Source organism: Streptomyces griseobrunneus (assembly GCF_046713465.1).
Classification (GTDB): domain Bacteria; phylum Actinomycetota; class Actinomycetes; order Streptomycetales; family Streptomycetaceae; genus Streptomyces; species Streptomyces microflavus.
This window is the reverse complement of sequence record NZ_CP177080.1, coordinates 2,668,500-2,693,567: the sequence shown is the minus strand read 5'-3', so window position 1 is coordinate 2,693,567 and position 25,068 is coordinate 2,668,500. Positions and strand designations below refer to the sequence as shown.

The 25,068-nt window shown below is 70.7% G+C and carries 30 protein-coding genes and 1 pseudogene; 13 read left to right on the top strand and 18 right to left on the bottom strand.

Translation table 11 applies throughout. The features are described 5' to 3' along the window. The gene (locus tag ACK8N7_RS11815) at nt 1-1,509 is read left to right on the top strand and encodes a DUF6056 family protein (protein WP_500442185.1); all 1,509 of its coding nucleotides are present in this window, start codon (nt 1-3) and stop codon (nt 1,507-1,509) included. 15 nt (nt 1,510-1,524) lie between these two features. Here ACK8N7_RS11815 and ACK8N7_RS11810 read toward each other — a convergent pair whose 3' ends face one another. From ACK8N7_RS11810 to ACK8N7_RS11795, 4 genes are all read right to left on the bottom strand, one after another. Further along, complete coding sequence (locus ACK8N7_RS11810; RefSeq protein ID WP_500442183.1) at nt 1,525-2,667, bottom strand: RNA polymerase sigma factor; 1,143 nt, start codon at nt 2,665-2,667, stop codon at nt 1,525-1,527. Between the two features lie 7 nt (nt 2,668-2,674). After that, a complete protein-coding gene (locus ACK8N7_RS11805) occupies nt 2,675-3,082 on the bottom strand; it encodes a YciI family protein (RefSeq protein WP_403209338.1) in 408 nt (135 codons plus the stop codon). A 140-nt stretch (nt 3,083-3,222) separates the two neighbouring features. Continuing rightward, the gene (locus ACK8N7_RS11800; protein WP_500442181.1) at nt 3,223-4,218 is read right to left on the bottom strand and encodes a glycoside hydrolase family 6 protein; all 996 of its coding nucleotides are present in this window, start codon (nt 4,216-4,218) and stop codon (nt 3,223-3,225) included. 166 nt (nt 4,219-4,384) lie between these two features. Further along, entirely contained in the window at nt 4,385-4,789 is a 405-nt protein-coding gene (locus tag ACK8N7_RS11795; protein WP_500442180.1) for a winged helix-turn-helix transcriptional regulator, read from the bottom strand. Here ACK8N7_RS11795 and ACK8N7_RS11790 point away from each other — a divergent pair. After that, nucleotides 4,703-5,294: pseudogene (locus ACK8N7_RS11790) on the top strand (alpha/beta fold hydrolase). The gene ACK8N7_RS11795 and the pseudogene ACK8N7_RS11790 overlap by 87 nt on opposite strands. 34 nt (nt 5,295-5,328) lie before the next feature. On the opposite strand, the gene ACK8N7_RS11785 reads toward ACK8N7_RS11790, so the two are convergent. The 3 genes from ACK8N7_RS11785 to ACK8N7_RS11775 all read right to left on the bottom strand — a co-directional run bounded on the left by ACK8N7_RS11785 (nt 5,329) and on the right by ACK8N7_RS11775 (nt 7,399). Beyond that, nucleotides 5,329-6,120 carry a D-Ala-D-Ala carboxypeptidase family metallohydrolase gene (locus ACK8N7_RS11785; protein WP_403209344.1) on the bottom strand — a complete coding sequence of 264 codons (792 nt, stop codon included), beginning with the start codon at nt 6,118-6,120 and terminating at the stop codon, nt 5,329-5,331. A gap of 223 nt (nt 6,121-6,343) precedes the next feature. Further along, a complete protein-coding gene (locus ACK8N7_RS11780) occupies nt 6,344-6,577 on the bottom strand; it encodes a hypothetical protein (protein ID WP_403209346.1) in 234 nt (77 codons plus the stop codon). Between the two features lie 45 nt (nt 6,578-6,622). Beyond that, nucleotides 6,623-7,399, bottom strand: coding sequence for a YncE family protein (locus ACK8N7_RS11775; RefSeq protein WP_500442177.1), 777 nt, complete (start codon nt 7,397-7,399; stop codon nt 6,623-6,625). 322 nt (nt 7,400-7,721) lie between these two features. Between ACK8N7_RS11775 and ACK8N7_RS11770 the strand changes: the two genes are divergently transcribed. After that, nucleotides 7,722-8,831 (top strand): hypothetical protein, encoded by a 1,110-nt coding sequence (locus tag ACK8N7_RS11770; protein ID WP_403209350.1) that lies wholly within the window; start codon nt 7,722-7,724, stop codon nt 8,829-8,831. Between the two features lie 147 nt (nt 8,832-8,978). Here the strand turns inward: ACK8N7_RS11770 and ACK8N7_RS11765 are convergent, their stop codons facing one another. Beyond that, complete coding sequence (locus tag ACK8N7_RS11765; protein ID WP_403209351.1) at nt 8,979-9,194, bottom strand: DUF397 domain-containing protein; 216 nt, start codon at nt 9,192-9,194, stop codon at nt 8,979-8,981. After that, a complete protein-coding gene (locus ACK8N7_RS11760) occupies nt 9,191-10,030 on the bottom strand; it encodes a helix-turn-helix domain-containing protein (RefSeq protein ID WP_403210064.1) in 840 nt (279 codons plus the stop codon). The genes ACK8N7_RS11765 and ACK8N7_RS11760 overlap by 4 nt, the downstream gene beginning before the upstream one ends. 93 nt (nt 10,031-10,123) lie before the next feature. On the opposite strand from ACK8N7_RS11760, the gene ACK8N7_RS11755 reads away from it, so the two are divergent. The 5 genes from ACK8N7_RS11755 (at nt 10,124) to ACK8N7_RS11735 (ending at nt 12,292) form a co-directional block, all read left to right on the top strand. Beyond that, complete coding sequence (locus ACK8N7_RS11755; protein ID WP_403209353.1) at nt 10,124-10,393, top strand: hypothetical protein; 270 nt, start codon at nt 10,124-10,126, stop codon at nt 10,391-10,393. A 55-nt stretch (nt 10,394-10,448) separates the two neighbouring features. Continuing rightward, a complete protein-coding gene (locus ACK8N7_RS11750; RefSeq protein ID WP_500442175.1) occupies nt 10,449-10,892 on the top strand; it encodes a hypothetical protein in 444 nt (147 codons plus the stop codon). Nucleotides 10,893-10,896: 4 nt separating this feature from the next. Further along, nucleotides 10,897-11,319, top strand: coding sequence for a hypothetical protein (locus ACK8N7_RS11745; RefSeq protein ID WP_500442173.1), 423 nt, complete (start codon nt 10,897-10,899; stop codon nt 11,317-11,319). 24 nt (nt 11,320-11,343) lie between these two features. Continuing rightward, nucleotides 11,344-11,733 (top strand): hypothetical protein, encoded by a 390-nt coding sequence (locus tag ACK8N7_RS11740; RefSeq protein ID WP_403209359.1) that lies wholly within the window; start codon nt 11,344-11,346, stop codon nt 11,731-11,733. A gap of 172 nt (nt 11,734-11,905) precedes the next feature. Continuing rightward, nucleotides 11,906-12,292, top strand: coding sequence for a hypothetical protein (locus tag ACK8N7_RS11735; protein ID WP_403209360.1), 387 nt, complete (start codon nt 11,906-11,908; stop codon nt 12,290-12,292). 159 nt (nt 12,293-12,451) lie between these two features. On the opposite strand, the gene eno is transcribed toward ACK8N7_RS11735, so the two are convergent. Continuing rightward, a complete protein-coding gene (gene eno / locus ACK8N7_RS11730; protein WP_500442171.1) occupies nt 12,452-13,741 on the bottom strand; it encodes a phosphopyruvate hydratase in 1,290 nt (429 codons plus the stop codon). Nucleotides 13,742-13,993: 252 nt separating this feature from the next. Here eno and ACK8N7_RS11725 point away from each other — a divergent pair, with 252 nt between their 5' ends. From ACK8N7_RS11725 to ACK8N7_RS11715, 3 genes are all read left to right on the top strand, one after another. Next, the gene (locus ACK8N7_RS11725; protein WP_403209365.1) at nt 13,994-14,416 is read left to right on the top strand and encodes a MarR family winged helix-turn-helix transcriptional regulator; all 423 of its coding nucleotides are present in this window, start codon (nt 13,994-13,996) and stop codon (nt 14,414-14,416) included. Nucleotides 14,417-14,508: 92 nt separating this feature from the next. After that, complete coding sequence (locus ACK8N7_RS11720; RefSeq protein ID WP_403209366.1) at nt 14,509-14,919, top strand: hypothetical protein; 411 nt, start codon at nt 14,509-14,511, stop codon at nt 14,917-14,919. Further along, on the top strand, nt 14,916-17,072 hold the full coding sequence (locus tag ACK8N7_RS11715) for a tetratricopeptide repeat protein (RefSeq protein ID WP_403209368.1): 2,157 nt from the start codon (nt 14,916-14,918) through the stop codon (nt 17,070-17,072). The genes ACK8N7_RS11720 and ACK8N7_RS11715 overlap by 4 nt, the downstream gene beginning before the upstream one ends. 22 nt (nt 17,073-17,094) lie before the next feature. Here the strand turns inward: ACK8N7_RS11715 and ACK8N7_RS11710 are convergent, their stop codons facing one another. The 4 genes from ACK8N7_RS11710 to ACK8N7_RS11695 form a co-directional block, all read right to left on the bottom strand. Continuing rightward, nucleotides 17,095-17,946 carry a methionyl-tRNA formyltransferase gene (locus tag ACK8N7_RS11710; RefSeq protein ID WP_500442168.1) on the bottom strand — a complete coding sequence of 284 codons (852 nt, stop codon included), beginning with the start codon at nt 17,944-17,946 and terminating at the stop codon, nt 17,095-17,097. Nucleotides 17,947-17,955: 9 nt separating this feature from the next. Then, nucleotides 17,956-18,579: a DUF6879 family protein gene (locus ACK8N7_RS11705; RefSeq protein ID WP_403209371.1), complete on the bottom strand. Its 624-nt coding sequence runs from the start codon at nt 18,577-18,579 to the stop codon at nt 17,956-17,958. Further along, on the bottom strand, nt 18,572-18,841 hold the full coding sequence (locus tag ACK8N7_RS11700) for a hypothetical protein (RefSeq protein WP_403209373.1): 270 nt from the start codon (nt 18,839-18,841) through the stop codon (nt 18,572-18,574). Before ACK8N7_RS11700 ends, ACK8N7_RS11705 begins: the two co-directional genes overlap by 8 nt. A gap of 263 nt (nt 18,842-19,104) precedes the next feature. Beyond that, the gene (locus ACK8N7_RS11695; RefSeq protein ID WP_403209375.1) at nt 19,105-19,311 is read right to left on the bottom strand and encodes a hypothetical protein; all 207 of its coding nucleotides are present in this window, start codon (nt 19,309-19,311) and stop codon (nt 19,105-19,107) included. 155 nt (nt 19,312-19,466) lie between these two features. Here ACK8N7_RS11695 and ACK8N7_RS11690 point away from each other — a divergent pair, with 155 nt between their 5' ends. Both ACK8N7_RS11690 and ACK8N7_RS11685 read left to right on the top strand, forming a co-directional pair. Then, nucleotides 19,467-19,853: a hypothetical protein gene (locus ACK8N7_RS11690; RefSeq protein ID WP_403209377.1), complete on the top strand. Its 387-nt coding sequence runs from the start codon at nt 19,467-19,469 to the stop codon at nt 19,851-19,853. After that, nucleotides 19,843-20,172 carry a DUF3027 domain-containing protein gene (locus ACK8N7_RS11685; RefSeq protein WP_403209379.1) on the top strand — a complete coding sequence of 110 codons (330 nt, stop codon included), beginning with the start codon at nt 19,843-19,845 and terminating at the stop codon, nt 20,170-20,172. Before ACK8N7_RS11690 ends, ACK8N7_RS11685 begins: the two co-directional genes overlap by 11 nt. Nucleotides 20,173-20,259: 87 nt before the next feature. Here the strand turns inward: ACK8N7_RS11685 and ACK8N7_RS11680 are convergent, their stop codons facing one another. The 4 genes from ACK8N7_RS11680 to ACK8N7_RS11665 form a co-directional block, all read right to left on the bottom strand. After that, nucleotides 20,260-21,723 carry a glucoamylase family protein gene (locus tag ACK8N7_RS11680; RefSeq protein WP_500442165.1) on the bottom strand — a complete coding sequence of 488 codons (1,464 nt, stop codon included), beginning with the start codon at nt 21,721-21,723 and terminating at the stop codon, nt 20,260-20,262. Between the two features lie 188 nt (nt 21,724-21,911). Then, the gene (locus ACK8N7_RS11675) at nt 21,912-23,117 is read right to left on the bottom strand and encodes a glycoside hydrolase family 1 protein (protein ID WP_403209382.1); all 1,206 of its coding nucleotides are present in this window, start codon (nt 23,115-23,117) and stop codon (nt 21,912-21,914) included. Between the two features lie 101 nt (nt 23,118-23,218). Next, nucleotides 23,219-24,100, bottom strand: coding sequence for a carbohydrate ABC transporter permease (locus ACK8N7_RS11670; protein ID WP_500442163.1), 882 nt, complete (start codon nt 24,098-24,100; stop codon nt 23,219-23,221). Further along, entirely contained in the window at nt 24,097-25,068 is a 972-nt protein-coding gene (locus tag ACK8N7_RS11665) for a carbohydrate ABC transporter permease (RefSeq protein ID WP_403209386.1), read from the bottom strand. The genes ACK8N7_RS11670 and ACK8N7_RS11665 overlap by 4 nt, the downstream gene beginning before the upstream one ends.

The following is a 25,068-nucleotide window of genomic DNA, read 5'->3' as shown; positions in this document are numbered from 1 at the left end:
ATGACCGGGACCCCGCCGGAAACCGCCGTGCCGGACGAGCCGACGCCCGGGGACCGGATCCCACGGGACGTGCGGGAACCGGGCGCACGGCCGGCGACCGCGCTCTGGGTGAGCGCCCTCGCACTTCCGCCCCTCGCCCTGCTCGCCGCCGCGTCCTGGTTCGGCCGGTGGGTGCGGCCCGGTGCCGACGACTGGTGCTTCCTCCCCGCCGTACGGGACAACGGCATCACGGGCCTGGTGGGCAAGTTCTACTTCGACGACAACGGACGCGTGGCCAACGCCCTGCTGGTCGGCGCCTACGCGAAGTTCCAGGTCGCCGGACACCAGTGGTTGCCCCTGGTCAGCGGGGTGCCGGTGCTGGCGGTCCTCTGGGCGGTGACCGTCCTGGCGCTGCGCCGGGGCGGCATCACGGTGCCGCGCGGGCTGCCGCTGCTGGTCGCGGCGATGATGACCGCGCTTTTCCTGTTCGTCACGCCGAACACGTACAAGACGTTCTACTGGCCCGCCGCCTCCGTCTCCCACACCCTGCCGCCGGTCCTGGCCTGCGCCGCCCTGATCCCGCTGCTGCTCGCCCGCACCCGCCGGGGCCGGGGAACCGCCCTGGCCGTCGCCCTGCTCGCGGGCGCCTTCCTCGCCACCCTCTCGGAGGAGACGGCGATCGTGGTGGTGCTGGTGCTGCTGGCCACGCTGCTCCTGAGCGGCCGGGCGGTCCCCGCCCCCGCCCGGGGGTTCGTCCGCCTGTGGTGCGCGGCGGGCATCGCCGGAACGGTGGCGGGCGGCCTCGTCCTCATCACCTCACCCGGCTCCCTCCACCGCCGGGAGCGGTTCGCGGCCGAGACCACGTCCCTCCTCGCCCCCGACTCGCTCGCCGCCTCGCTCCGAGGCTTCGCGGAGATCACCGTCACGGTGGTCACGACCTGGCAGTACGTCGGCGCGGTAGCGGTCGGCGTAATCCTCGGCCTGCTCTGCGGCCGCCGCGACGGCCGCGCCCCCCGCCCACCGGCCCACTGGCCCCTCCTGGCCTGGACCGCCCCGCTCACGCTGCTCGTCTCGGGTTACCTGTGCACGGTGATCGCCTACCCGGTGTTCCGGGACCGGGTGAGCGCCCCGAGCGCCAACCGGCTCTGGAACGACTACCTCCTGCTGTACGTGGTCCTCCTCGTCGCGGCCGGGGCGCTCCTGGGCCTCGCCGTGCGGCAGCACGTACGCCGAACGGCCCCGGTGAAGGCCGTGTGCGCCGCGCTCTGCGTGCTGGTCTGCTTCGGCCCGGCCGTCTCGCTGCTCAACCTGGACAGCAATATGCGGGCCCGGGCGGAGAAGTGGGACGCCCAGGACCGGCGGCTGCGGCAGGGGGCGGCGGGCGGTGAGCGGGTGATGCCGTACGAACGGCTCGTCATCAGCGGCATGCTGGAGCCGTTCAGCCAGGGAGGCGCCAGGTACTGGCCCGGCGGGTGCGTGGCCGACCTCTACCGGCTGGAGCGGGTGACGGACGGGACGAGAAGCCAGTGACTCTGACGCCGTCCCCTACTCCTCCCGGGCGTTGAGGCGGGCGGCCCGGCGGGTCAGGTGGTCGCGTTCGGCGAGGTTCGGGGCCTTGCGGGCGGCTTCGGCGTACAGCCGTGCCGCCGTCCGCAGGTCGCCGTCGCGTTCGTGGAGGTACGCGGCCACCGCCGCGTACCGGGGCAGCGTGTCGTCCAGCTCCGCGAGGGCCGCGAGCCCGGCCCGGGGCCCGTCCGCCTCACCTGCGGCCACCGCCCGGTTGAGCCGGACGACCGGACTGCCGGTCAGCCCCACGAGCTCGTCGTACCACTCGACGATCTGCACCCAGTCGGTCTCCTCGGCGGTCGGCGCGTCCGCGTGCAGCGCGGCGACGGCGGCCTGGGCCTGGTACTCGCCCAGCCGGTCGCGGGCGAGCGCCGCCTGAAGGATCCGGACCCCCTCGGCGATCGAGGCGGTGTCCCACTGCCCCCGGTCCTGCTCGGCGAGCGGCACCAGGCTGCCGTCGGGCGCGGTCCGGGCGGCGCGCCGGGCGTGGTGGAGCAGCATGAGGGCGAGCAGCCCCGCCACCTCGGGGTGGTCGATCGCGGCCGCGAGCCGTCGGGTGAGCCGGATGGCCTCGGCGGAGAGGTCGAGATCGCCGGAGTACCCCTCGTTGAAGACCAGGTAGAGGACGCGCAGCACGGTGGAGACATCGCCGGGCCGGTCGAACCGCACGCCGGACACCGTGCGCTTCGCCCGGCTGATCCGCTGCGCCATGGTCGCCTCGGGCACCAGGTAGGCCTGGGCGATCTGGCGTGTGGTCAGCCCGCCGACGGCCCGCAGGGTGAGCGCGACGGCGGACGAGGGCGCCAGGGAGGGGTGGGCGCAGAGAAAGTAGAGCTGGAGCGTGTCGTCGGTTCCGGGCGCGGGCCCGGGCGTGGGTGCCTCCTCCATGAGGTCCTCCCGCCGCCGCCGGGCGGTTTCGGCGCGCGTCGCGTCGAGGAACCGCCGCCAGGCCACGGTGACCAGCCACGCCTTCGGGTCGCGCGGCGGATCGGCGGGCCAGACGCGGACCGCTTCGACCAGCGCGTCCTGTACGGCGTCCTCGGCCGCCGCGAAACCGGCTCCGCGGCGGACGAGGACCCCGAGCACGCCCGGAACGATGCTCCGGAGCAGCAGCTCGTCCATCGGTGTGTCACTCCGAGATGGTGGGCGGCGCGGTCAGGAACGGCCGCAGCTCCAGCCACTCGTGGATCGGCTTCCCGCCCGCGCCCGGAGCGGCCGACAGCTCCCCGGCCAGCTCGACGGCGCGTTCGTACGTGTCGACGTCGATGATCATCCACCCGGCGATCAGGTCCTTGGTCTCGGCGAACGGCCCGTCGGTGACCGGCGGACGCCCCTCCCCGTCGTACCGGACCCACGCGCCCTCGGGTGCGAGCGCCTGCCCGTCGACGTACTCCCCGGTCTTCTCCAGCCGGCCGGCGAAGTCGTTCATGTACTGGATGTGCGCCGAGATCTCCTCGGGCGTCCACCGGTCCATGGGCACCCCGTTGACGGCCTCGGGAGCGCCGCGGTAGTGCTTGAGCAGCAGGTACTTGGCCATGGGGTTCTCCTCGGTGCGGGACGACCCATTGTGGTCGCGTTCACCGGGGAGACGGAGCGGGACGCGGGTTCTCGACATGGCCGCCAAAAATTTCTTCTGCGGCCCGCAAGGCCCGCAAGGCCCGCCCGCCCCACGCCTCCTCAGTACCCGAAGATCATCTTGTACGCGACCTCCGGGAGGAACTGCCCGGCCGCCGATCCGCCGCCGACCCCGCAGTTGCCGTCGGACTCCCCGGGGGTCTTCAGCCACAGCAGCATCTCGGCCCCGCCGCCCGTCTGGCTGCCGGCTCCGATCCGGCGCCCGCCGGGGTTGCACCACTCACCGTTGGAGCCGTTGCCGTTGCGGCTGGTGTCGATGACGTACGGCTTCGTGTAGCCGTAGGACGCGGACAGCGCCGAGCTGATGGCGTTGCCGTAGGCGGTGTTCTCGCCCGTGGTGAAGTAGTTGGAGATGTTCAGCGAGAAGCCGTGCGCCTCGCGGGCACCGGCGCCTTCGAGGTGCTGGGCCATGGTGGCGGCGCTGATCCAGGCCGGGTTCCCGGCGTCCAGGTAGGTCCAGGTGTTGGGTGCGCGGTTACGGAACTCGGCGAGGGCGCCCCTGAGCATCGCGTTGCGCTCGTTGATCTGGGCCTGGCTCAGGCAGCTGAAGTCGCCCAGTGAATCGGGCTCGATCACCACCAGTGCGGGCCGTGAGCCGATGGCGGAGGCGAAGGCGGAGATCCAGGCCCGGTACGCGGCCGGGTTCCCGGCGCCACCGCCGGAGTGCCCGCCGCAGGCGTCGCGGCCGGGGATGTTGTACGCGATCAGCACGGGCAGCTTGTCGGCGGCGTCCGCGGCGCCCACGTAGGAGCCGACTGCGGCCCCGATGTCCCCGCTCCAGGCGCCGAACCACCGGGCCATGGGGCGGGACGCGATGTTGTCGCGGATGGCGGCGGCGCGCCCGTCGCCGGGGTTCGCGGCGGCCCAGACGGCGGGATTGGAGTGGGGGTCGGTGTAGAAACCGCTGGTCATGCCGATCGGGTCGGCCAGGGCGGCGGCGGTGGTGGCGGGGGTGGCGGCGTTGCCCGGCCCGGCACCGAGGGGGAGGAGCAGGCAGGCGAACGCCGAGGCGGCGAGCGTACGAAGGAGTCTTCTCACGAGTGCGGCCCTTCTCTGGGAGCGCTCCCACTTGACGGCGGCGGAGCTGTGGGGGAGGGAGGCGCGGGGGTGGGGGAGGTGTGCGCGGTGGACCCTGGGACCCTTGGGGCCCGGGTCCGGGAACTGCCGCCGTCAGTCGAGACGTTGGCAGGGGGACACCCGACTGTCAATGAGTCGCACGTAGCTGACCCGTCGTCATGCGGCTTGCCGGGAGCGCTCCTTCACTCGGTGGGCTCCCCGGGCGGTCGTCCTCCTCCTCCTCCGCCTGGAAGCTGACGATGGCCTCGCCGTGCGACCGCGCCCAGTCCGTCAGTACGGCGATGGGCTCGGCCAGGGTCGTGCCGAGCTCGGTGAGGCGGCACTCGACCCGGGGCGGCGCTTCGGCGTACGCGCGGCGCTCGACCAGGCCGTAGCCCTGGAGCTTGCGCAGGGTCTGGGTCAGCACCTTGCGGGAGACGCCGCCGACGAGGTCGACGAGTTCGCCGTGCCGGCACGGACCGCGGCTGAGCGCGAACAGGACGACGGCCGCGTCTGGTACCGGCTCGCGCCCTTCCTGACCCGGGCCGGGCACCGGGTGTCCGCCCCCTCGCTCACCGGCCACGGCGAGAAGACGCACCTGCTCGGCCCGGACGTGGGGCTCGACACCCATATCGCCGATGTCGTCGGTCTTCTCGGCGAGGAGAACCTCACCGACGTGGTGCTGGTCGGCCACAGCTATGCCGGGATGGTCGTAGCCGCCGTCGCCGACCGGCTCCCGGAGCGGGTCACCGGTCTGGCCTTCGTCGACGCGATGGTCCCGGCCGACGGTGAGAGCGTCCTCGACGTCATGCCCCACACCCAGCACCTGCTCGACCTCGCGGCCGGTCCGCCTGGGCGATCCGGTGGCGGCCGCGATCCCCCGTACGTACATCCACTGCGTGGGCAGCGAGCCGGAGGGCGTCACGCGCCGGCCCGTACCCGCGGCGCAGCCCCACGGGGCTCCGTCGCGGGTACGGGAGGTGCGCAGCGGTCACGACTGCATGGTCACCGTGCCGGGCGAACTGGCGGAGCTGCTGCTGGAGGCCGGTACCGGCTGATCCCGGCTGATCCGCGCCCCCGCCCCGCCGGGTGTCAGATGCCGCAGCTGGGCGCGGACCAGAAGCGGCCGCTGCCCCCGGCGACGTGGGTGTGGTCGTTGTGGCCGGGGTAGCCCGGGCCGAGGATCTCGGTGAAGCCGTGGTTGCGCGCTGCCTGGGCGAGGGCGCAGAAGCCCTGGGGCCCGGCGCCGAGGTCCGCCGCGTGCCCGTACATGTGGCGGCTGTTGGCGGCGCCGCCGACGGCGCTGTTGCAGGACACGCTGCGGAAGCCGCCGTTGACGGTGATGGGCCGGTCACCCATGGCGTGCCGCATGGCCTGGAGCTTCCACATGGTCACCAGGGCGTTGGCGCGGGCGGTGGCGGCGTTGACCTTGCCCCCGGACCAGTCGGAGTTGCAGCGGTTGAGCTCGGCGTAGGTGAAGTTGACCGGGGTGCAGTCGGTGTCCTGCAGCTGGTAGATCTTGTTGAACGTCTGGGCGCCCGCGATGCCGTCGGCGGCCAGCCCGTACGCCGACTGGAAGCGCTGCACGGCCGCCTTCGTGGCCGGGCCGAACGCGCCGTCGATGGCGATCTGGTTTCCGGTGCCCGGGTAGCCCGCGACGCGGATCTGAAGCTGGCGTACCGCTTCACCGCTGGAACCCTGCTGGAGGGTGCCGCTCCAGGTGTAGCAGGCGTCGGCCGTTCCGACGTCCCCGGACGCCGTGGACGCGGGGGCCGTGGTGGCGGTGGCGGTGTCCGGGGACGCGGATGCGGCGGAGGTGCCGCCGAGTGCGAGAACCGCGCCTGCGAGCGTCGCGAGGAGGAATCCGGTGGGGCGTGATCGCATGAGGCTGTACCTCTTCGTCGTCGAGTCGGTCTGCCGTGGGGCTTCCGATCCTGTTGACGGGGGCTTGGATAGTCAAGGGCATGACAACTTTCTGCAAGTCTGCCGGACTCCGATGGTGTGCCTGCGCAGCATCGGAGCGGGTCGGCTGTCCGGAACCTGCCACGCCCTGGACGTTCCCGGAGCGGCCGCCCCACCGCGCGCTCGGCGCGGCGGGGCGGAGGGCTCAGCCGGACACCGGCTTGTGGGCTGACGGAATGACCACGAGCCGCAGATGATCCTCGTCGTTGTGCTCGCTGATCGCGAACAGGCGGGTCCCGTCCGGGGACCACGCGACACCGCGCGGCCGCAGCACGCCGTTGTTGTAGCCGGTGGCGGGGGCGAGGGACACCGTGCGATACGGGGAAGCGGCACCGAGCCGGTACAGGAGGATGTCCGGTTCCGGCTCGGTGCTGTTCACCCCGGCCGCGAAGTCGCCGCGCGAGGAGACCGCGACGGCGTTGGGCTAGGTCGTGCTCGGGTAGATGTGCCCCTCCTTCATGTCCGGCAGCCGGAAGGAGGGGTGGTGGTAGGGCGCGCCGGACGCGGTCAGCAGCGTCTTGCCGTCCGGGGAGAGGCCCAGGTCGTTGAAGGACGAGCTGCCGCCCGGCTCACGCACCCAGGCGCGCTGTACGAGTCCCGTCCCGGAGACGTCGTAGACCCCGATGTCCCCCGGGGTCGTCCGCTGGTCCCCGGCGACTGGCCTGCCCGGCACGGCGGGGGAGGTCACCATGAGCGGCGCCCCGTTGAAGTCGCCCTCGGGGACCAGCCCCAGACGGACGCGCGGGGGCGTGGTGCCGAGGGTGAGTGAGCCGATGCTCGCTTCCGCGTCCTCCCCGTACCCGAAGAACAGGGTCCGGCCGATCAGCGCGACATGGAACGGCACGGTTCCGGCCCCGGTGGCGTGGCGTGCGCGCTGCCGGGCGGTACCGGTGTCGATGACGCTGATGGCGTCGCCGAGAGCGAGCGGTGCGTAGACGGTGCGGGAGTCGGCGGACGGCTCCAGGTCGCAGACGCCGGGCAGGTTCTTGATGGTGCCGATCAGGCGGCCCCGGTAGTCGGCGACCAGGACGGTGCCGCTCATGTAGTCGGAGATGAACACGCGCTGGTGCAGCTGGTCCACCGCGAGATCGCAGTGGTACGCGATCGGCAGCGCCGTCCCCCGGTCCTGCGGAGTGGTGGCGTGGGCGGCGGTCGGCGCGGTGCTGAGCGAGAGGGCCAGCAGGGCGGTGAGTGTGAGCAACAGGAGGGCGTGAGGCCGTCTTCCGCGCATCGGTGTCCCTTCGAGGAACGGGCGGTACCCCCGGTCGGGTGCCGGTCCCGGCCCGTGGCGCGGTCCATGGTCGCCTGGGTGAACCCCGGCCCCTGGTGCGTAGTCCCGGCCCGTCCTGACCGTCACGAGGGATGGCACCCGTTCCGCTTCGCCGCGTACGGGGAACGTGCGGGGAGTTCCAGGACCTGCGGGGATTCGGCGCACCGGGCGCACCAGTAGGGTCGCACCGCGCGTCCGTGTCCGACGGGCGCGCCGCACGTCGGGGACCGGAACAGGGGTGGGGACAGAGCACATGGGCAGCAGGAGAAGAACAGGCAGAGCCGCGCGCGGAGCGCTCACAGTCGCTCTGGGGCTGGTGCTGCTGGTGGCGCTGTGGCCCGCCGCGCCGCCCGCCCGAGCGGCCGGAGCAGGACCGGCCGGAGCAGGAGTGGCCCCGGCGGGGGCGGGCAGTACCACCCGTACCGCCTTGGCCGTGGACACCGTCATCCCCCGAGGCGTGACGGTCGACCTCGTACGGCGGACGATGACCCTGGCCGAGGGGGAGAAGCGCCACCTGCGGGCCCGGCTGGAGGCGACCAGCACGACGACCGGGATCGTCGGCCTGACCCAGCGCATCCGATGCCTCGACGCATCGGGCGCGACCGTGCCCGTGGTCGCCGCGTCGGCCCGTAACCACGAGGGCAGCGACACCGTCACCTACGCCGCCCCGGGCCATCTGCCGCTCTTCGCGGACCTGCTCTTCACCGCCCCGGCGGCCGGCGCCTACACCTGCGTGCTCCAGGGCACGGCCTACTCGTCGCTGACCGGCAGCTACCACCTGACCGCCGTCGCCGACAAGACCTGGCTGGAGGCGGACGACATCGACCAGGTCGGTGCCGGCTGGTGGCAGAACCCCGCCTGCGAGAGCGCCGACCCCACGGGCGCGTGCACGTACGTCGGTTCCGGTCCGGCTCGCCGGGACGCCTGGGTCTTCTACGACGACGGAACCCCGTCCCGCAAGTGGGAGGCGCACCCGGACGCGGTCAGCGTCTCCGCGCAGGCCAACCTGGAACTGACCACGTGCTACCACGGCACCGCGTCCTGCGCCGAGGCCATGCAGTCCCACCCGCGAGGGAAGAACGCGGTCGTGGACGCCCGCTTCGAGTTCATCCAGCTCTCCATGAGCGGCCACGCCTGCCGCACCCACAGCACGACCGCGCGCCGGACCATCACCGACGACGCGCACCACGCGGTCGGCTACTCCTGGCTGACCGACATCCCGATCGACCCGGCCTGCGGAACGCGGAACTTCCTCCTGCGTGTGTACGTGAAACACGTGTCGGGCCAGACCGTCAAGGTCGACGGCGTTCAGAGCGGCGTCACGTCCCTGACCAACGGCCTCGCCGTCAACAACTTCGGCTGACCGCCGCTCGCCCGGACCCGAACCCGGACCTGGACCCGGACCTGGACCCGGACCTGGACCCGGACCTGGACCCGGCCCCGGACGGCAGAACGCCCCACCGCACTCGGCGCGGTGGGGCGGGATGCGGCCGACCGGCCGACGGGTCGGTCAGACGGTGCCGAGGTCTCCGGCCCGGACGCCCGCCACGAAGGCGGAGAACGCGGCGGCGGGGATGCTGAGCACCGGGCCGGTCGTGTTCTTCGAGTCGCGTACGGGGACGATGCCGGTGGTGGACGCGGTGTGCGGGGCCCACTCGACGCAGGTGCCACCGTTGTCGCTGTAGGAGGACTTGACCCACTGCTGGGTCGTCGTTTCGGTCGTCACGGGGTGCCCTTCCGATGCTGGTGGATCACGTCCACGGAATCTGTCTGCGACAGAGACACGTTCTGCAACTGATGGTAGGCCCTCACCATCGGGATGACGGAGCCGAGTTCACGGTCCAAGTGTCCCTGCGTCTCGGACTCGACGTAGGAGACCACGGACCGGTCCTGGAGGGTCAGCAGGTTCACCGACCGGTTGAAGGGCCGACGCTCGCCGATGCTGTACGGGGCGATCTGGAGCGTGGTGTGGGGCTGGGCGGCGAAGTCGATCAGGTACTGCAACTGCGCCTCCATGACGTCCGGGCCGCCGACCGGCCGGAGGATGCAGCTCTCGTCCAGCACGGCGATCAGCACGGGCGGTACGTCCCGCATCAAAGCAGCTTGACGCGCCATGAGGAACGCGACCCGTTCATCGGCCTGTTCACGGGTGATGACCCCTCGGTCGACCGCTCCGTCGGCCAGCGCCTGCGCGTACTCCCGCGTCTGCAGCAGGCCGGGAATGACGCCCACCTCGAACAGCCTGATCTCCGCCGCCCGGCCCTCCAGGGCCAGGTACTCGGGGAAGCCCTGCAACAGCACCCCGTGCTTGATCTTCCGCCACTCGCGCTCGAACGACTCCGCCGATCCCACGAACCCCAGTGCGACGTCAACGGCAATCGAGAATTTGCGAGTTGGGGATTTGTGACAAGTTTCCACCCCGGAGACATGGCGTCCGGTGTACCCGATCCGCCCGGCGAGGTCGTCCTGTTTCCAGCCCCGCTCCTCGCGCGCACTGCGTAGGCGTGCGCCGTAGGCCGCTTCCGGGCCGGCGTCCGGGTTCAAGTCCTTGAGGTTTACCAACGTTCTCTCCACCCCTGCAACGTTGAAGGCGATTCAACGCTAGGCCACGCTGAGCCACCCCGGTAGTCATTCAGCTACGGAGAGGAACTATCGGTGTACGGCGAGAACGCGCGTCCGAATACCCAGGAGCCGCCTGGCCTCCCGGAACTCCCCGCCCTCGGCACCCTCATGGTCGACACCAGCCGCGCCGACCGGGTGGGCGAGTTCCGGGGGGTGGCCGGCATCTACTGGTCCCTCCGCCCCGTGGGCGGCGGGCGCGAGTGGGAGGCTGAGCCCCGTCACGTACGCCCTGCCCTGCTCATAGAGCAACTGCGCGCCCGCACCGCACGCCTCAACGCCCGAAGCCGGGGGGAAGTGCTGTGAGAGCGCCCGAGCCACCAACCCCCTTGCGCCGCCTGAGGGTTCGGGGGCGGTCCGCATGAGGGACCTGGATTACATCGCGGCCGTCACCGCGACCGGCGGCGGGCGCACGGTCTGGCTCGGCGGGATCGCCGTACCCCATCGCCGGCTCGTCCTCCGGTGGCTCCGCAGGCAGGCGCTGCGGCTGGCGGACGGCCACGGGCGGCACCTGCCGCCCGGCTCGCCGTGGCTCCGGGCGCGGGACGTCCGCCCGGTCACCTTCCACGGCTCCGACGCCCCGGAAGAGCTGCGGGCGTGGGCCGGTGACGAGGAGCGGCAGGACGAGGCCATATGCACCCTGGAGTCCGGCCACCCCGCCCTGCTCACGGTGGTCGACCCCGTCGTCGGGCTGCGGGTCACCCTGGCCGGGTGGCCGGTCGGGTCCGCCCACCCGCCGCCCCTGTACTCGGAGACCGCGGCCGAGGGCTTCGTACCGCCCCGGCACCGCAGGGAAGAGATCTGACGCCGTGCTGCAGTGCACCGCCGTAACCGATGTTCCGTACTACGAAGCGCTCCTCGCGCTCGCCACCATGGAAGGCGGCCCCGAGCACCCGCCCGAGGTCCTCGCGCAGGACGAGTTCCTGCTCTGTGAGCTGGGCGAGCACGACGATTCGGTCGAGCACGCCGCGCATGTGTGGGCGGCCGAGACCGTGGACGACCGGGACCTGTGGCTGTTCTGGGCGGGGACCGGCGCCCACCGCGTCCACCGGCTCGACGTCGTGCGGCTGTGCCCCGCCGTCCTCCGCGACCTGGTCACGCGGACCGTCACCCTGTGCGCGTATTTCGACCACCATCCCGGCCCGCACTCGTTCTCCGTGACCGACCCGCTCGGCGAACTGATCACCGAGCGCGGCGGGCCCGACACCAACACCGACACCGACGAGCCTTGACGGCAACCGGAGGTTTTCCGCCCCATGAACCAGTGCACTGCCGTGGCCCTGTTACCGCCCCCGGATCACGTCGTCCGGCTTGCCGCCCCCGGGCACCTGCCCCAGGCCGGGTACGTCCTGTGCGAACTCGGTGACGACCACGAAGAGGACCACGCGACCCTGCTGTGGGACGACGACGCGAACCGCGAGGGCATCTGGGTGCGGTGGAACGAGAACCGGGCCAGGCTGGCGGGGCTGGCCTGGTGCACCGCCATCGACGCGCGGAGCGAGGACGCGTGCGGGCTGTTCGCCGGGCACCCCTCCGCGCACGACTGGGACGTCCTGGACCCCACACTCGAAGCGGTGGCGGCGGTCGTCGACGGGTGGCCGGCGGACCCTGCGGCACCCCGGCCCGACCCGCTGGACGGGCCGTAGGGGACCGCTTCCGGCCGTGAGCGCGTTTCCCGGGCCCGGCGGCCCGTGCCCTGCCACCGTCGGACGAGACCTCTGGGCGACACGGCGGCTTCAGGCAGTCATCCCGCCGTATCCGGCCTGGCAGCGTGCTAGGGATAGCGAGCAAGAATTCCCAAATAGGAGGTATGCAACGATGCGCACTACCCTGATCCGCGTGACGACGGCGCTCGGTGCCGCGGCCGCTCTGGCCATCTGCGGCGCGGGCACGGCCAGTGCCGACGGCTTGGGCAACTCAGGCATCGGGAACTCGGGCATCGGGAACTCGGGCGTCTTCAACGACGGCATCGGCAACGCGGGCGCCTTCAACGACGGCATCGGCAACGCCGGTATCGCCAACTGGGGTCTGGGCAACGCGGGCATCGCCAACGGCGGCCTGGGCAACGCCGGTGTGGCCAACGAGGGTCTGGGCAACGCCGGTGCCGGCAACTGGGGCCTGGGGAACTCGGGTCTCGGCAACACGGGCATCGGCAGCTCCGGCATCGGCAACACGGGCGTGGGCAGCTCGGGCATCGGCAACTGATTTCACGCGCCGCGCCCGGCCGGCGCCGCGCCCGGTGCGCCCCGGGTCCGGCGTCGGCCGGGCCCGGTACACCCGGGTCGGCCCGCCGCCCGCTCCGCCGACGGCCGGCCCGGGTGTGTGGCCCCCGGGCCGGCCGGCGGCCTGCTTCGGGGAGGGCGGTCAGGCGGCCGTGCCGACCCGCAGCGCCTCCGCCCCCGCGTACCGGGCGCTGTCGCCCAACTCCTCCTCGATGCGGATGAGTTGGTTGTACTTGGCGGTGCGGTCGGACCGGGACAGCGACCCGGTCTTGATCTGGCCGCAGCCCGTGGCCACCGCCAGGTCCGCGATGGTCGTGTCCTCGGTCTCTCCCGACCTGTGCGACATGACGACGGTGTAGCCGGCCCGGTGAGCGGTGCCGACCGTGGCCAGGGCTTCGGTGAGCGTGCCGATCTGGTTGACCTTCACCAGGACCGAGTTGGCGACGCCGGAGCTGATGCCCTCGCGCAGGATGGTCTCGTTCGTGCAGAACACGTCGTCGCCGGTGAGCTGGCAGCGTGAACCGACCCGTGCGGTCAGGTCCCGCCACCCCGGCAGGTCGTCCTCGGCCATGGGGTCCTCGATCGACACGATGGGGTAGGTGTCGATCAACTTGACCAGGTAGTCGACCTGTCCGGCGGGCGAGCGGCGTACACCCTCCCCGGTGTAGTCGTAGACACCGTCGCGGAAGAACTCGGACGTGGCGGGGTCCATGACCAGGCCGATGTCCGTGCCCGGCCGGTAGCCGGTGCGCTCGACGGCGGCCACGACGAAGTCGAGGGCCTCCTCGGCGGTGCGGAGGGCGGGCGCGAAGCCGCCCTCGTCGCCGACGCCCGTGGAGTGCCCGGCGGCGAGGAGGTCGCGGCGCAGGGTGTGGAAGACCTCCGACCCCATCCGTACGGCCTCGGCGAAGGTCTCCGCGCCGATCGGGGCGATCATGAACTCCTGGAAGTCCAGGGGATTGTCGGCGTGCGCGCCCCCGTTGACGATGTTCATCATCGGTACGGGCAGCAGCCGGGCGTCGGAGCCGCCGAGGTAGCGGTAGAGCGGCAGGCGGTGCGCGGCGGCCGCGGCCTTGGCGGTGGCCAGGGAGACCCCGAGGATCGCGTTGGCGCCGAGCCGGGACTTGGTGGGGGTGCCGTCCGTGGCGACGAGGGCGGCGTCGAGGCCGGCCTGGTCCTCGGCCTCGCGCCCGGTGACGGCGGCGGCCAGCTCCGTATTCACGTTGCGTACGGCCTGGTCGACGCCCTTGCCGTGCCAGCGGGCGGGGTCGCCGTCGCGGAGTTCGACGGCTTCGCGGGCGCCGGTGGAGGCGCCGGAGGGGACTGCGGCCCGGCCGATGGATCCGTCGGCCAGCTCCACATCCACTTCGACGGTGGGGTTGCCCCTGCTGTCGAGGACGGTGCGGCCGGTGACGGAGGTGATGGCGGTCATGGGATGCCTTTCCCGTTGTCGCATGCGTTCGCCGGGTTCGGCTGCGGCGACGGTGGCGCTGGACCCGGCTCCGTCGACCCTACAGCAGTGCTGTTCAGTTGTGCTGTTTAGCTTGGCTGTACAGTTGCGCTGTACAGTGGCGCTGTACAGTTGCGCTGTGCAGTGGCGCTGCGTAGTTGTGCTGGTCAGTTCTGCTGGCGGTCTCGCTGTGCGGCCGTGCGGCTGCCCGCCCCGCCCGCGTTAAAATTCGGTATGTCCCTTCCGGAATCCACCGCCATCGCGGCCGAACTGCGCACCGCGATGGGCAAGCTCACGCGCCGCGTGAAGCTTGAGGACCAGATGCCGCTCGGCCAGGTGGCCGTTCTCGGCGCCCTGGACCGCAGCGGTGCGATGACCACCAGCGAACTGGCGGCCGACCAGCGGGTGCGCCCACAGTCCATGGCCCGGGCAGTCGGCCTGCTCATGGACCAGGGCCTGATCACCCGCCGCGCACACCCGACCGACGGCCGCAAGAGCCTGGTCGAACTCTCCACCGCCGGGCAGGCGCTGCTGGAGGAGGAGCGGGGACGCAGGACGGACTGGCTCGCGCGGGCGATCGAGTCGGAACTGACTCCGGAGGAGCGGGAGTTGCTGGCGCGGGGGATCGGTCTGGTGGAGAGGCTCGCGGCGCACTGAGGGGTATGCGGGGCGCCTTCATCGGCGCGGTGTACCGACCCTGCTCCGGCTCCCTAGAGTTGTAGCCCGGACCGGATCGAGGGAGGCCGAGGATGGACTCGGAAATCGCCCTGCTTGCAGGCACCGCTGGGACGACGATCGCGACGCTGCTGGCCACCGACGCGTGGAGCGGTGCGCGGAACGGAGTGCTCGCGCTGTGGCGACGCGTACGGCCGGACGATGAGGAGCAGGTCGCCGCTCAACTCGACACCTCACGACGGGATCTCCTGGACGCGCGGTCCGACGGTGACGAGGAGGCCGAGCGCGAGGTCGCGCTGGAGTGGCGAGGCCGCGTCCGCCGCCTTCTCGTCGCCCACCCCGAGCTGGCGGCCGAGCTGCGCGCCCTGCTGACCGAGCTGGCGCCCGACGCACCAGCCGCCGTGACCGTCACCCAACGGGCCACCGCCTCCGGCAGTTCACGCGTCTACCAGGCCGGCCGGGACCTCATGATCGACCAGCCGTGACGGGCCACAACGACGGCCGGGCCAGCGACCAGGGCCGCGTCTACCAGGCTTCCGGCGACCAGCACATCGTCGAGCACCACCATCACGGGGCCGCCTGGACCGGCCCGGATTCGATACGTCATCCACCCATCGGCCGGGCCCCGGCGATCCTCAGGGATCGCAGCGAGCTGGTCGGACGCCTGCGGGAAGCGGTGTCCGAGGGGGCCGGAAACACCGTGTTCGTCCTGCACGGTCTGGGGGGATGCGGCAAAACGGCCGTGGCGTGCGCGCTCTTCGACCACGCCACCAGGGAACTCGGACGTGTGGGCCTGTGGGTCAACGCCTCGGACCAGGCATCCCTGCGGGGCGGGATGCTCGCGGTGGCCGCCGACCGCGGTGCCAGGGACGGTGAGCTGATGGCCGCGCGCAACGGACTGCGCGCAGCCGCCGACCTGGTCTGGAACTACCTCGACCGGTCCGACCTGCCGTGGCTGCTGGTCCTGGACAACGCCGACGACCCGGCGGTCCTGAGAGACGGCGGATGGGTGCGCACCAGCCCGCGCGGAATCGTCCTCGTGACCACACGGCAGGCAGCCGGCCACTGGTGGCCCGCGGCCGAGCTGCTGCACGTAGGTGTCCTGCCGCGCGCGGAGGCGGCCCAGGTCCTGTGCGATCTGGCCCCCGGCGCAGGTTCGGACGCGGACGCAGCCGCCGTCGCCGACCGTCTCGGCCGCCTGCCGCTCGCTCTGACCCTGGCCGGGGGGTTCCTGGCCCACCAGGTGATCGCACCCTGGACCATGGAGGAGTACGGGCGTCGTCTGCGGGACCTTGCGGATCCCATCGAGCTCATCGATCAGGGTGCCCCGGGCGGGGGCAACGACTCGCGCCACCTGGTGAGCGGAACATGGCAGCTCTCGCTGGACTCCCTGACCGCGCAGAACCTGCCCGAGGCCGTCACCCTGTTACACCTGCTGGCCTGCTGGTCGAACGACCCCTTACCCCTGTCCCTGCTGGCCGATGCCCGGCTCGACCTGCCGCTGCCCGCCGAGCGGGTGGAACTGGCGCTCCGGGGACTGCTCGACCGCTCGCTCACCGAACTCGTGCCCGGCGACAACCGCTGCCTGCGCACGCATGGGGTGCTGCTCGACAGCGTCGCGCGCGTCACCCCGGCCGGTGAACGCGACGGACTCGCAGCCGCGGCGGCCGGACTCCTGCTGCGCTCCCTGCCGCCGTCGCCCGAACGCGGCTTGCGTGACAGTCGGCCCGCCGCCCTTGCCCCGCACGCCCTGGCGCTGCTTCGCCGCGTGATCACCTGGCCCGAGACCGGGGTCGGCACCGCCGAGAGCGCCGCCGACTGCGCACTGCGTCTGGTGACGGCCCAGCACCGTTCGGGCGACTACACCTCCGCGCTGGCCACGGCCGAACAAGCGGCGGACCTCGCGCGACGGCGGCTGGGTGACGATCACGTTCTCGTGCTGCGGCTGAGGCAGCGGATCGGGAAGGCGACCGACCGGCTGGGGCGCCTCGAAGAGGCGGCGCAGCTGCACCGGGGGCTGCTCGACGACCTTGAGAGGATCTGCGGGCCCCAGGCGCTCGACACCCTGACCACCTGCCTCCATCTGTCCCGTCCGCTGACCTGGCTCGGTCAGCCGGCGGAAGCGGTGCGGCTGATGCACCGGACGGTGGCCGGGCGACATGCACAGCTGGGTCCGTGGCACCCCCTGACGCTGGAGGCCAGGGCATGCCTGCTCGAACTGCCTCCGGGACCGGATCTGGACCGCGAGGCACCGGCCGGACCGGGCCTGGTCGCCGACTGCCGCCGTGAACTCGGGGCAGATCACGCGATCACACTGTCGGCAGAGCTCAACTGCGCGGGAGCTCTGCTCAACACCGGACAGCACTCCGAAGCACTGCCGTCGGCCCGCCGCGCGCTGGCGGCACACGAGCGGCGCTTCGGAACGGAGTACCCGATCACGTTGGCTGCGCGAAGCCTGCTGAGCAATGTCCTCCACGCGGTCGGTGAGTACCGGGAGGCGATCGAGCAGGCGGAGGCCGTCAGGGAATGGCGCGAGCGGGTACTCGGTCCTGAGCACCCATGGACGACGGCGATCCGGGAGAAGCTCGCGCGCTACCGGCGTTCCCTGGCCGAGGCGGCACCACCCGACGCGGTGTGACGGGCGGGGCTCCGGCGCCGGTTCAGGCGTCGGAGTCCGCCACCGGTACGGACTCGGTGATCCACACCGGCCCGTCCCCGCACATCACCTCGACTCCGTTCGCCGGCGCCAGTGAGGTCCGCAGAACCCGCAGCCGGTGGCCGTCCACCACGGCCACCGGACCGGACCTTCCCGAACTGCCGAACCTGAAGGCACGCACCTGGTTGTGGACGTCCTCCCTGCCGGAACTCCACTCGATCCGCGAGAACTCGGGCTCCATCCACCCCGCGTACGTGGCGGACGCCTCCTCCTGCGGAATGCCGGGGGAACCGGCGACGGCCCGTGAGAGCGCGAGAGGCAGAAGCCGCTCGATGTACCGGTCGACCTCTTCCCACAGCAAGCGGGGGACGACATCGTCGCCGAGCGTGATCCCCGCCTCCTGGGCCAGGATCCCTCCGGAGTCGAATGTGCTCTCCATCCAGTGGACGCTGACACCGATCTCCCTGTCGCCGTTCCTGATGGCCCAGTTGACCGGAATAGGGCCTCGGTACTTCGGCAGCATCGACGTGTGCACATTGATGGCACCCCGTCTCGTCGCCCGGAGGACCGCCGGAGGCAGCTTCCAGGGAAAGCCGTAGCAGACGATGAGATCGGCCCCGTACCCCTCGATGATGTGCGGCAGCATGCTCTTCCGGCCAGGGATCAGGAGATCCATTCCGTCCGGCAACGCGTCGACGATCTCTCCCACGACATCTCCCGCACCGCTGCGCACCGGCCCGCCCGGAAGCAGTGACCGCGCGTGCAGATAGGCGACGGGAGTGTGCCCTGCCTGCGCGCAGACGTCATGCAGGAGAGCGAACCCCTGCGCGGAGTAGGAGATCAGGATGATGCGCATATGCGGCCTCTACACCTGCTCCCGGGCCACATCCGGAGGAGGCAGCGGGGCGACGCGCTCACTGAAGAAGTCGCCCAGAGGCTCGCCGTACTCATGCATCTCCTGGATCGCCAGTCGAGCGTCGGAGATGTCATGCGGGTCGTCGAAGCGGATGCCGCCGGCGAGCTTCCCCTCGTCGTCATAGAGCACCTCGTACATCACCGAGGAACCGAGGACGACGATCTCCGGCAGCGTTCCGCGCGCCTCGTAGCGGCGGAACGTGTCCTTGCGGAGCACGCGGGTCCGCTCTCCGTACTCCGCCTTCAGACGCAGCAGGTGCAGTTCCCACTGGAGGTACGGGGAGAGGGGCTCCTCCACGCAGCGGACGCGGTGGAGTGCGAACCCGCATCCGCTGATGCGCCGGAAGTACGACTCGTAATGCCCCCGCTGTCCCTCAAGCAGGGAAAGAGCCTCTCCCCAGTTCCCGCGGTGGAACGCTTCCCAGCTCTCCACCCCGGGTTCCTGGAAGGTCTGCTGGCGTTCGAGCTTCCAGAATCCCTCAGGACCGCAATCCCAGAAGTAGCGGCCGAAGTCCTCCATGTAGTCGTCGAGTTCGAGACGCCGTCCGGGGCCGTCAGGCTTTGGGCTACGCATCGGGGAGGTCCGCCTTCGCCGCGGCGGCCGTCCGGCGGGGGATGACGACGATCCGCTCGTCCGGGCCGACAGCGAGCCCCGGGGGCAGGCGCGTCAGGTAGGAGTCGGTCAGATCAAGGCCTACGACGGCGATGTCACCGTTCTCCAACTCCCAGATGTCCGGGCACCCTTGCTCGCCCCCCGTGGTCCCGAGCTCCGCGGGCGATCTGCCCAGGCGACGCACCAGGGGTGACGTGGGGTCGGCTTCCCAGCCTCGAGTCATGCGGTCCTCCAGTCGATCTCGCCAAAGGTAACGGAGATCACACCTGAGACAAGGCCGGTCCGCGACTTTCAGCCACGCCGGCACAGGCCGTGGAGGGTTGCAGTGCCTTCTCGCTGACCGGGACCGCCTCGTCCGGCCGCTCTGCCCCGACCACCACGTCGGGCTGCACGCCACCCGTGCCGGGTCCGGCGCCGTATGGGCGTGCTCGGTGAGGGGCCACACCGTACGGTCCATCGTGGGTTGAGGGGCACGGCTCGCGAAGGCTAGGGGAGAGCGGAGTCAATGGCCTTGGCCATGAGGCTGCGTGCGGGCGCTTCGTGAACGGTTATGCGGGACAGCTCCGCGAACGCCCTCAGGTAGGTGTGGACCTCGCTGGGTGCCGTGATGTTCACCTCGGCCGTCAGGGTTTCCACCGCTACCTGGGAATCGTCGAACGCGTAGAAGGCTTCCAGCTGTCCTGGTCCGGCCACCTTGGCCTGACAATGAGGTCCCCGCGAACTGTGGCACCTCCAGCGCCCCTCGGCTCTGGTGGAAGGCAAGGTCAGCACTGCGCCGGTCGGTAAAGGCCAGGAGCCTCCAGAGGTAGGCCGTCGGCGAAACTTCCCTTGGGGGTGAAATGATGAGAGTGAAAGTTCTGCAGGTCTTGGACCCTTCGCAGGGAATCGTGCGGTTCAGGTGCGAGTCTGGCGTCGTGTCCGGCCGCTGGATGGGGCGGGACCCCGCTCACCTGGAGAAATTTGATGTAGAGATCGAAGTTCCAGAAGAGGTCGCAGAATGGGCTCTGGTCTCGGCGGGTGTTACTTCTCTGTCGGAGGTCGCCGGGGTAGCGCCTGCCGCCCTAATCGTGGGTTCAGTCGTCCGATTCGATGATGGTGATGATTCGGTTGTAGAGATCAGAGTGGGGTCGGACATCCTCCTGATTGAAATTACGAATCGGAGGTCGGAGCTTCTCGTGGAGAGTCTCATTTCCTTCCGCGCTCCCGAAGTTCAGCTCTACCCGTATGATCTTTAGTCGACTCACGTCGAACGGGGCAGGGAAGGGTTGCGAGGTAAGGGCCACGTTGTGCAGAGCTGGTGAACTCGACGAGATCCATTCTCGATGGGTCGAGAACAGGAATCGCCGCACGGACGATCCCGGGTATCAGGAATCCTGGTACGACGAACAGTGTGGCGGGTGCCGCTTCTGGATCCCGCTCTCCGGGGCACTCGGATCGGACTACGGTGCATGTGCGAACTCGGCGTCGCCTTTCGATGGGACTATTCGGTTCGAGCATGATGGCTGTGAGGAATTCGAGGATTCAGGAAGCTGGGCTGTACCTGACGATGCGTAATCGTCTGCTTGGCTGACGGGCTGCCGGCCATCGTTGCCGGAGCGGACCTGATGCCCCACCAGTTGAGGTTGGCGGGGCATCAGTGCCTCAGATCGAGAACCGCTCCCTTTCCAGCAGCGGCCGCACCCGAGCCCTGAACCCGCCCGTGCGGAACGGGCGCTGGAGCAGGCCCGGGCGCAGTTGCTGGGCCAGTGCCGCGATGACCATCCCCTGGTCGAGGGCGAGCATGAAGTCGCTGACCCGGCCCGTGGACACGTTCACCGAGTCCCGGAAGCCGAGCCCCTCCTCGTAGGTGCCGAAGTCCCGGTCCAGGGCGCGCAGGTTGGCCACCGCCTCGCGGCCCGCGTACGGCAGGGCCAGGAACGAGGCGTGCGGGGTGACCACTCCGTTGGTGAACGCCGAGGGCGGGGGGAGCGGTTCGCCGTCGGTCGTGTGCGTGCGGTCCGTGTTGGAGGCGTAGCCGTCGACCGCCATGCCGAGGGCGTCGACCCCGTACTCCTGGTATCCGCCCTCCGGAACGTTGGAGGGCGAGAAGCCCCAGTAGCCGTACCCCGCCTCCCGCAGGCCGTGGTCGATCTGTGCCCGTACGTAGCGGTGGTGGGTCAGGCCCCACGCGCGCGGCGACCACTGCGGCTCCGGCACGAACAGCGGCACCATCAGCGCCTCGAACATCGAGCCGCCCCAGGTGGGGACCACCTTGCGGCCGCGGTGGGTGTAGTGGCCGTTCCATACCCGTACGCCGTCGACCGTGACGTATCCGCCGCCGGGGCTCTGCTCCTGCTCGTGTTCCGGCAGCATCGTCCGCAGCAAGTGCCAGTAGTGGTCGCCTGGGAGCGATCCGTCGGCTATGCCCAGGTAACTGGCCATGCGTGGTTCGGTGTTGAGTGCCCCGTAGTGGTGCGGGGTGGGTTCGTCCGTGTCCGTCCAGATTCCGCCGCGCAGCTGGCCGGGGCCCGCTACCGGGTCCGCCGGGTCGTACGGCGTGTAGAAGTACGACCAGTCCGCCGTCGCCAGGATGCGTTCGATACGGGCGCGTAGCGTCGGTGCCGCGTCGGCGGCTATCCGTAGACCCGTCACCAGCCACGCGTTGTCCACCGAGGACAGGAACGGGCGCACCGGGTCGCCCGTACCCGGCCATTCGGTGAGCACCGAACCGTCTTGTGCGTCATACCAGTTGAGCCAGAAGCCGTGGTGGCGCTCCAGCTTCTCCACGGCCGCGACCGTACGGGTCAGGGACCGGAGCATCGCTCCCTCGCCGATCACCCCGAGACCCGCCGCGGCCACCGTCGACCAGAGGCCGCAGCCGATGTTGGTGGGCGAGGTCTGGACCGACTGGGCGGGGGCTCCGGGGGCGCTCAGGTCGATCTTGTCGGTGACCAGGCCGAAGTCCGTCGTCATCGCTGTCAGCGAGCGGTACGTGTCGCGGAACCAGTGGTGCAGGAGGCGTGGGTCGGCCGGGGTGGCGGCATGCGCGGACGGGGCGGTTACGGCTCCGAGCGACAGGGCCGCGGCCCCGGTCCCTGCGGCGGTGAGAAACGTGCGACGGTCCATCGGTCCGGCTCCTGGTGGCAGAAGGGGGAGGGGATGAGATGAGTCGTGATCTCGGATGGGTGCGTGGGACGGGCGTGCCGGTCCTGCGCGGGCGGCCCGGGAGCCGGCGGTCGTCAGGTGCCGCCGGCTCCCGAGCCGGAGGGAGCCGTCAGGTGGCTCCCCGTATCGGGGGCAGCCTCAGGGGTGGATCAGGCTGCCGTGCGCGGGAGTTCGCGGGTGCGGCCGAGTGAGCCCAGCCACTGCGCCGACGGGCGGGCCGTGCGCCCGAAGGTCTCCAGGTCGACCGCGATCAGGCCGAACGTCGGCTTGAAGGAACCCCACTCGTAGTTGTCCAGGGCGCTCCACGCCAGGTAGCCCTGGATGTCGATGCCGTCCTCCAGCGCGGAGGCGACCTCGTTCAGCGCGCCCGCGTAGTAGTCCGCGCGGCGGGAGTCGTCGGCGGTGGCGATGCCGTTCTCCGTCACGATCAGGGGGACGTCTCCGACCACCTCGGCCGTGTGGCGCAGCGCCTCGCCGACCGCGCTCGGGTAGTACTCCCACTGCGTCAGGGTCCGCTCGACGTCGTCGGCCGCCGGGATCGGGCCGTCCGGGCCGATCCGCGTACGGGTGTAGGACTGCACACCGATCCAGTCGTCGCCGCGCGCCGCCTCGATGAAGACGTCCTCGCGCGGGTGGCGGTAGGCGGCGGTGACGTCCTCCGCTCCGGGGAGCGCCTGGTAGACCTGGTTGGCGATGGTCCAGCCGACCCGGATGCCCGCGTCCAGGGCCCGGACCTCCTTGACGGCCGCGTGGTGGGCGGCGATGACCGCCTGGGTCGTCTCGTCGTCGGGGGTGGGCAGGCCGGCGGGCGGGAAGCCGATGTCACCGCGCTTGGCCTGGCCCGCCATCACGGCGATCATGTTCGGCTCGTTGATCGTGCAGACGTGCCGTACGCCTTCGGAGATGACCGGCGCGCAGGCCGCCACGTAACGGGCGAACAGCTCCGTCGCCCCCTCGGCCGTCCAGCCGCCGCGCGCCTCGAACCACTGCGGCACCGTGAAGTGGTGCAGCGTCACCATCGGACGCAGGCCGCGGGCGATCGCGCCCTCCACCATCCGCCGGTAGTGGGCGAGTTCGGCGCGCGAGAAAGAGCCCTCGACCGGTTCGATCCGGGCCCACTCGATGGAGAAGCGGTAGTCGGTGAAGCCCAGCGAGGCGAGCAGGTCCATGTCCTCGGGCCAGCGGTGGTAGCTGTCGCAGGCGTCCAGGCTCGGCTCCTGGATGTGGGTGCCGGTGCTGTGCTCCTTGATCCACCAGTCGCTGTTGGTGTTGTTGCCCTCGATCTGGTGCGCGGCCGTGGAGGCGCCCCAGAGGAAACCCTCGGGGAACGGGACGGGAGCAGGGGTGTTCGTCATCGCGACATGTCTTTCTGGTGGGTGGTGAGGGGTGTGGCCGCCGTCGTCCGTTACGGGGTGGGGTGCGGCGGCCTCGTACGTGAACAGGCCCGAAGGCGGGGCTACTTCATGCCCGCCGTGGCGATGCCCTGCGTGAAGTGCCGCTGCAGGGCGATGAAGAGGACCAGCACCGGGAGCACGACCAGGAACGCCCCGGCCATCAGCATCCCGTTCGATCCGCCGGCCTTGTTGGGGTCCGTGGCGAAGGTCGCCAGCGCGACCGGGAGCGTGTACTTGTCGGGGTCGTTGGTCGCGATCAGCGGCCAGACGAAGTTGTTCCAGGAGCCCAGGAACGTGAAGATCGAGAGCGTCGCGAGGGCGGGCTTCACCAGCGGCATCACGATCCGCCAGAAGATGTACCACTCGCTCGCCCCGTCCATCCGGGCCGCCTCCAGCAGCTCGTCCGGGATCGACTGCATGAACTGCCGCATCAGGAAGACCCCGAAGGCCCCGGCGGCGAACGGCAGCACCAGGCCCGCGTAAGTGTCGATCAGCTGGAGCTTGCTCATCAGCACGAACAGCGGCAGCAGCATCAGGTTGCCGGGCACCATCAGCGCGCCGAGCACCAGACCGAAGAGCTTGTTGCGGCCGACGAAGTTCAGCTTGGCCAGGGCGTAGCCGAGCATCGAGCAGAAGACCAGGTTCGAGACGGTCACCAGGACCGCCACGATCACCGAGTTCATGAAGTACAGCGGCAGGTCCAGCTTGTCGAGCAGCTGCCGGAAGTTCTCCAGGGTCCACTCGGTGGGGATCCACACCGGCGGGCTGGCCGACAGTTCGCTCTGCGTCTTGAAGGCGGAGATCGCCATCCAGAGGAAGGGCGCCGACATGACCAGCAGGCCGAGGGAGAGCAGGACGTAGGCCAGGGGGCGGCCGGTGCTCCGGTTCTTCGGCGCCCGGGCCTTCAGAGGCTTGACCGGTGCGTTGCTGCTGTTGGCGCTCATTTCGTGTTGTCCTTCAGCAGTCGGAGCTGGAGCACCGTGATGCCCATGATCACCACGAACAGGACGTATGCCATGGCGCTCGCGTAGCCCATGTGGAAGAAGTTGAACCCCTCGCGGTACATGTTCAGCGAGACCGTCAGGGTCGAGTCGGACGGCCCGCCCTGCGTCATCACGAACGGCTCCTCGAACACGTTGAGGTAGCCGATCGTCGTGATCACCGTGGCGTAGAGCAGCGTCGGCCGCAGCAGGGGCACCGTGATACCCCGGAACTCCTGCCAGACGCTCGCCCCGTCTAGCTTCGCCGCCTCCCGCACCTCGGTGGGTACGGCCTGGAGGCCCGCGATGAAGAGAACCATCACCGTTCCGACGTTCCGCCACACCGCCATCACGATCAGCGACGGCATCGCCAGCTTCTCGGAGCCGAGGAAGTCCGGTGCCGTCCAGCCCACTTCGGAGAAGAGGCCGGCGATCAGGCCGTCGCTCGGGTCGAGCACGAACCGCCAGACGACGGCCACCGCGACGATGGTGGTGACCACCGGGGCGTAGAAGCCGACCCGGAAGAACGTCCGCGCCCGGTCGATGCCGTTGTTCAGCAGGACGGCGGTGACCAGCCCGATCGCGATGGTCAGCGGGACACCGACGACCACGAAGTACCCGGTGTTGAAGAGGGATTTGAGGAACTTCTCGTCGCCGAAGAGCTTGACGTAGTTCTCGAACCCGATGAAGTTCGCTTCCCACGGGCGCGTCACATTGCGCAGCCCGAAGTCCGTGAAGCTCATCACCAGGGTGGCGAGGATCGGGAACGCCATGAAGACGGTGAACAGGACGAGGAACGGGGTGGAGAACAGCCAGCCCGCCGCGTTCTGCACGCCCATCGAGTGCTTGCGGCCCCGGCGGCCCCCGGGTGCCGCGGGGGACGGTGGCTGCGGTACCTGCCGCGCGGCTGCCTTCTCGGTCGTGGTGCTCAT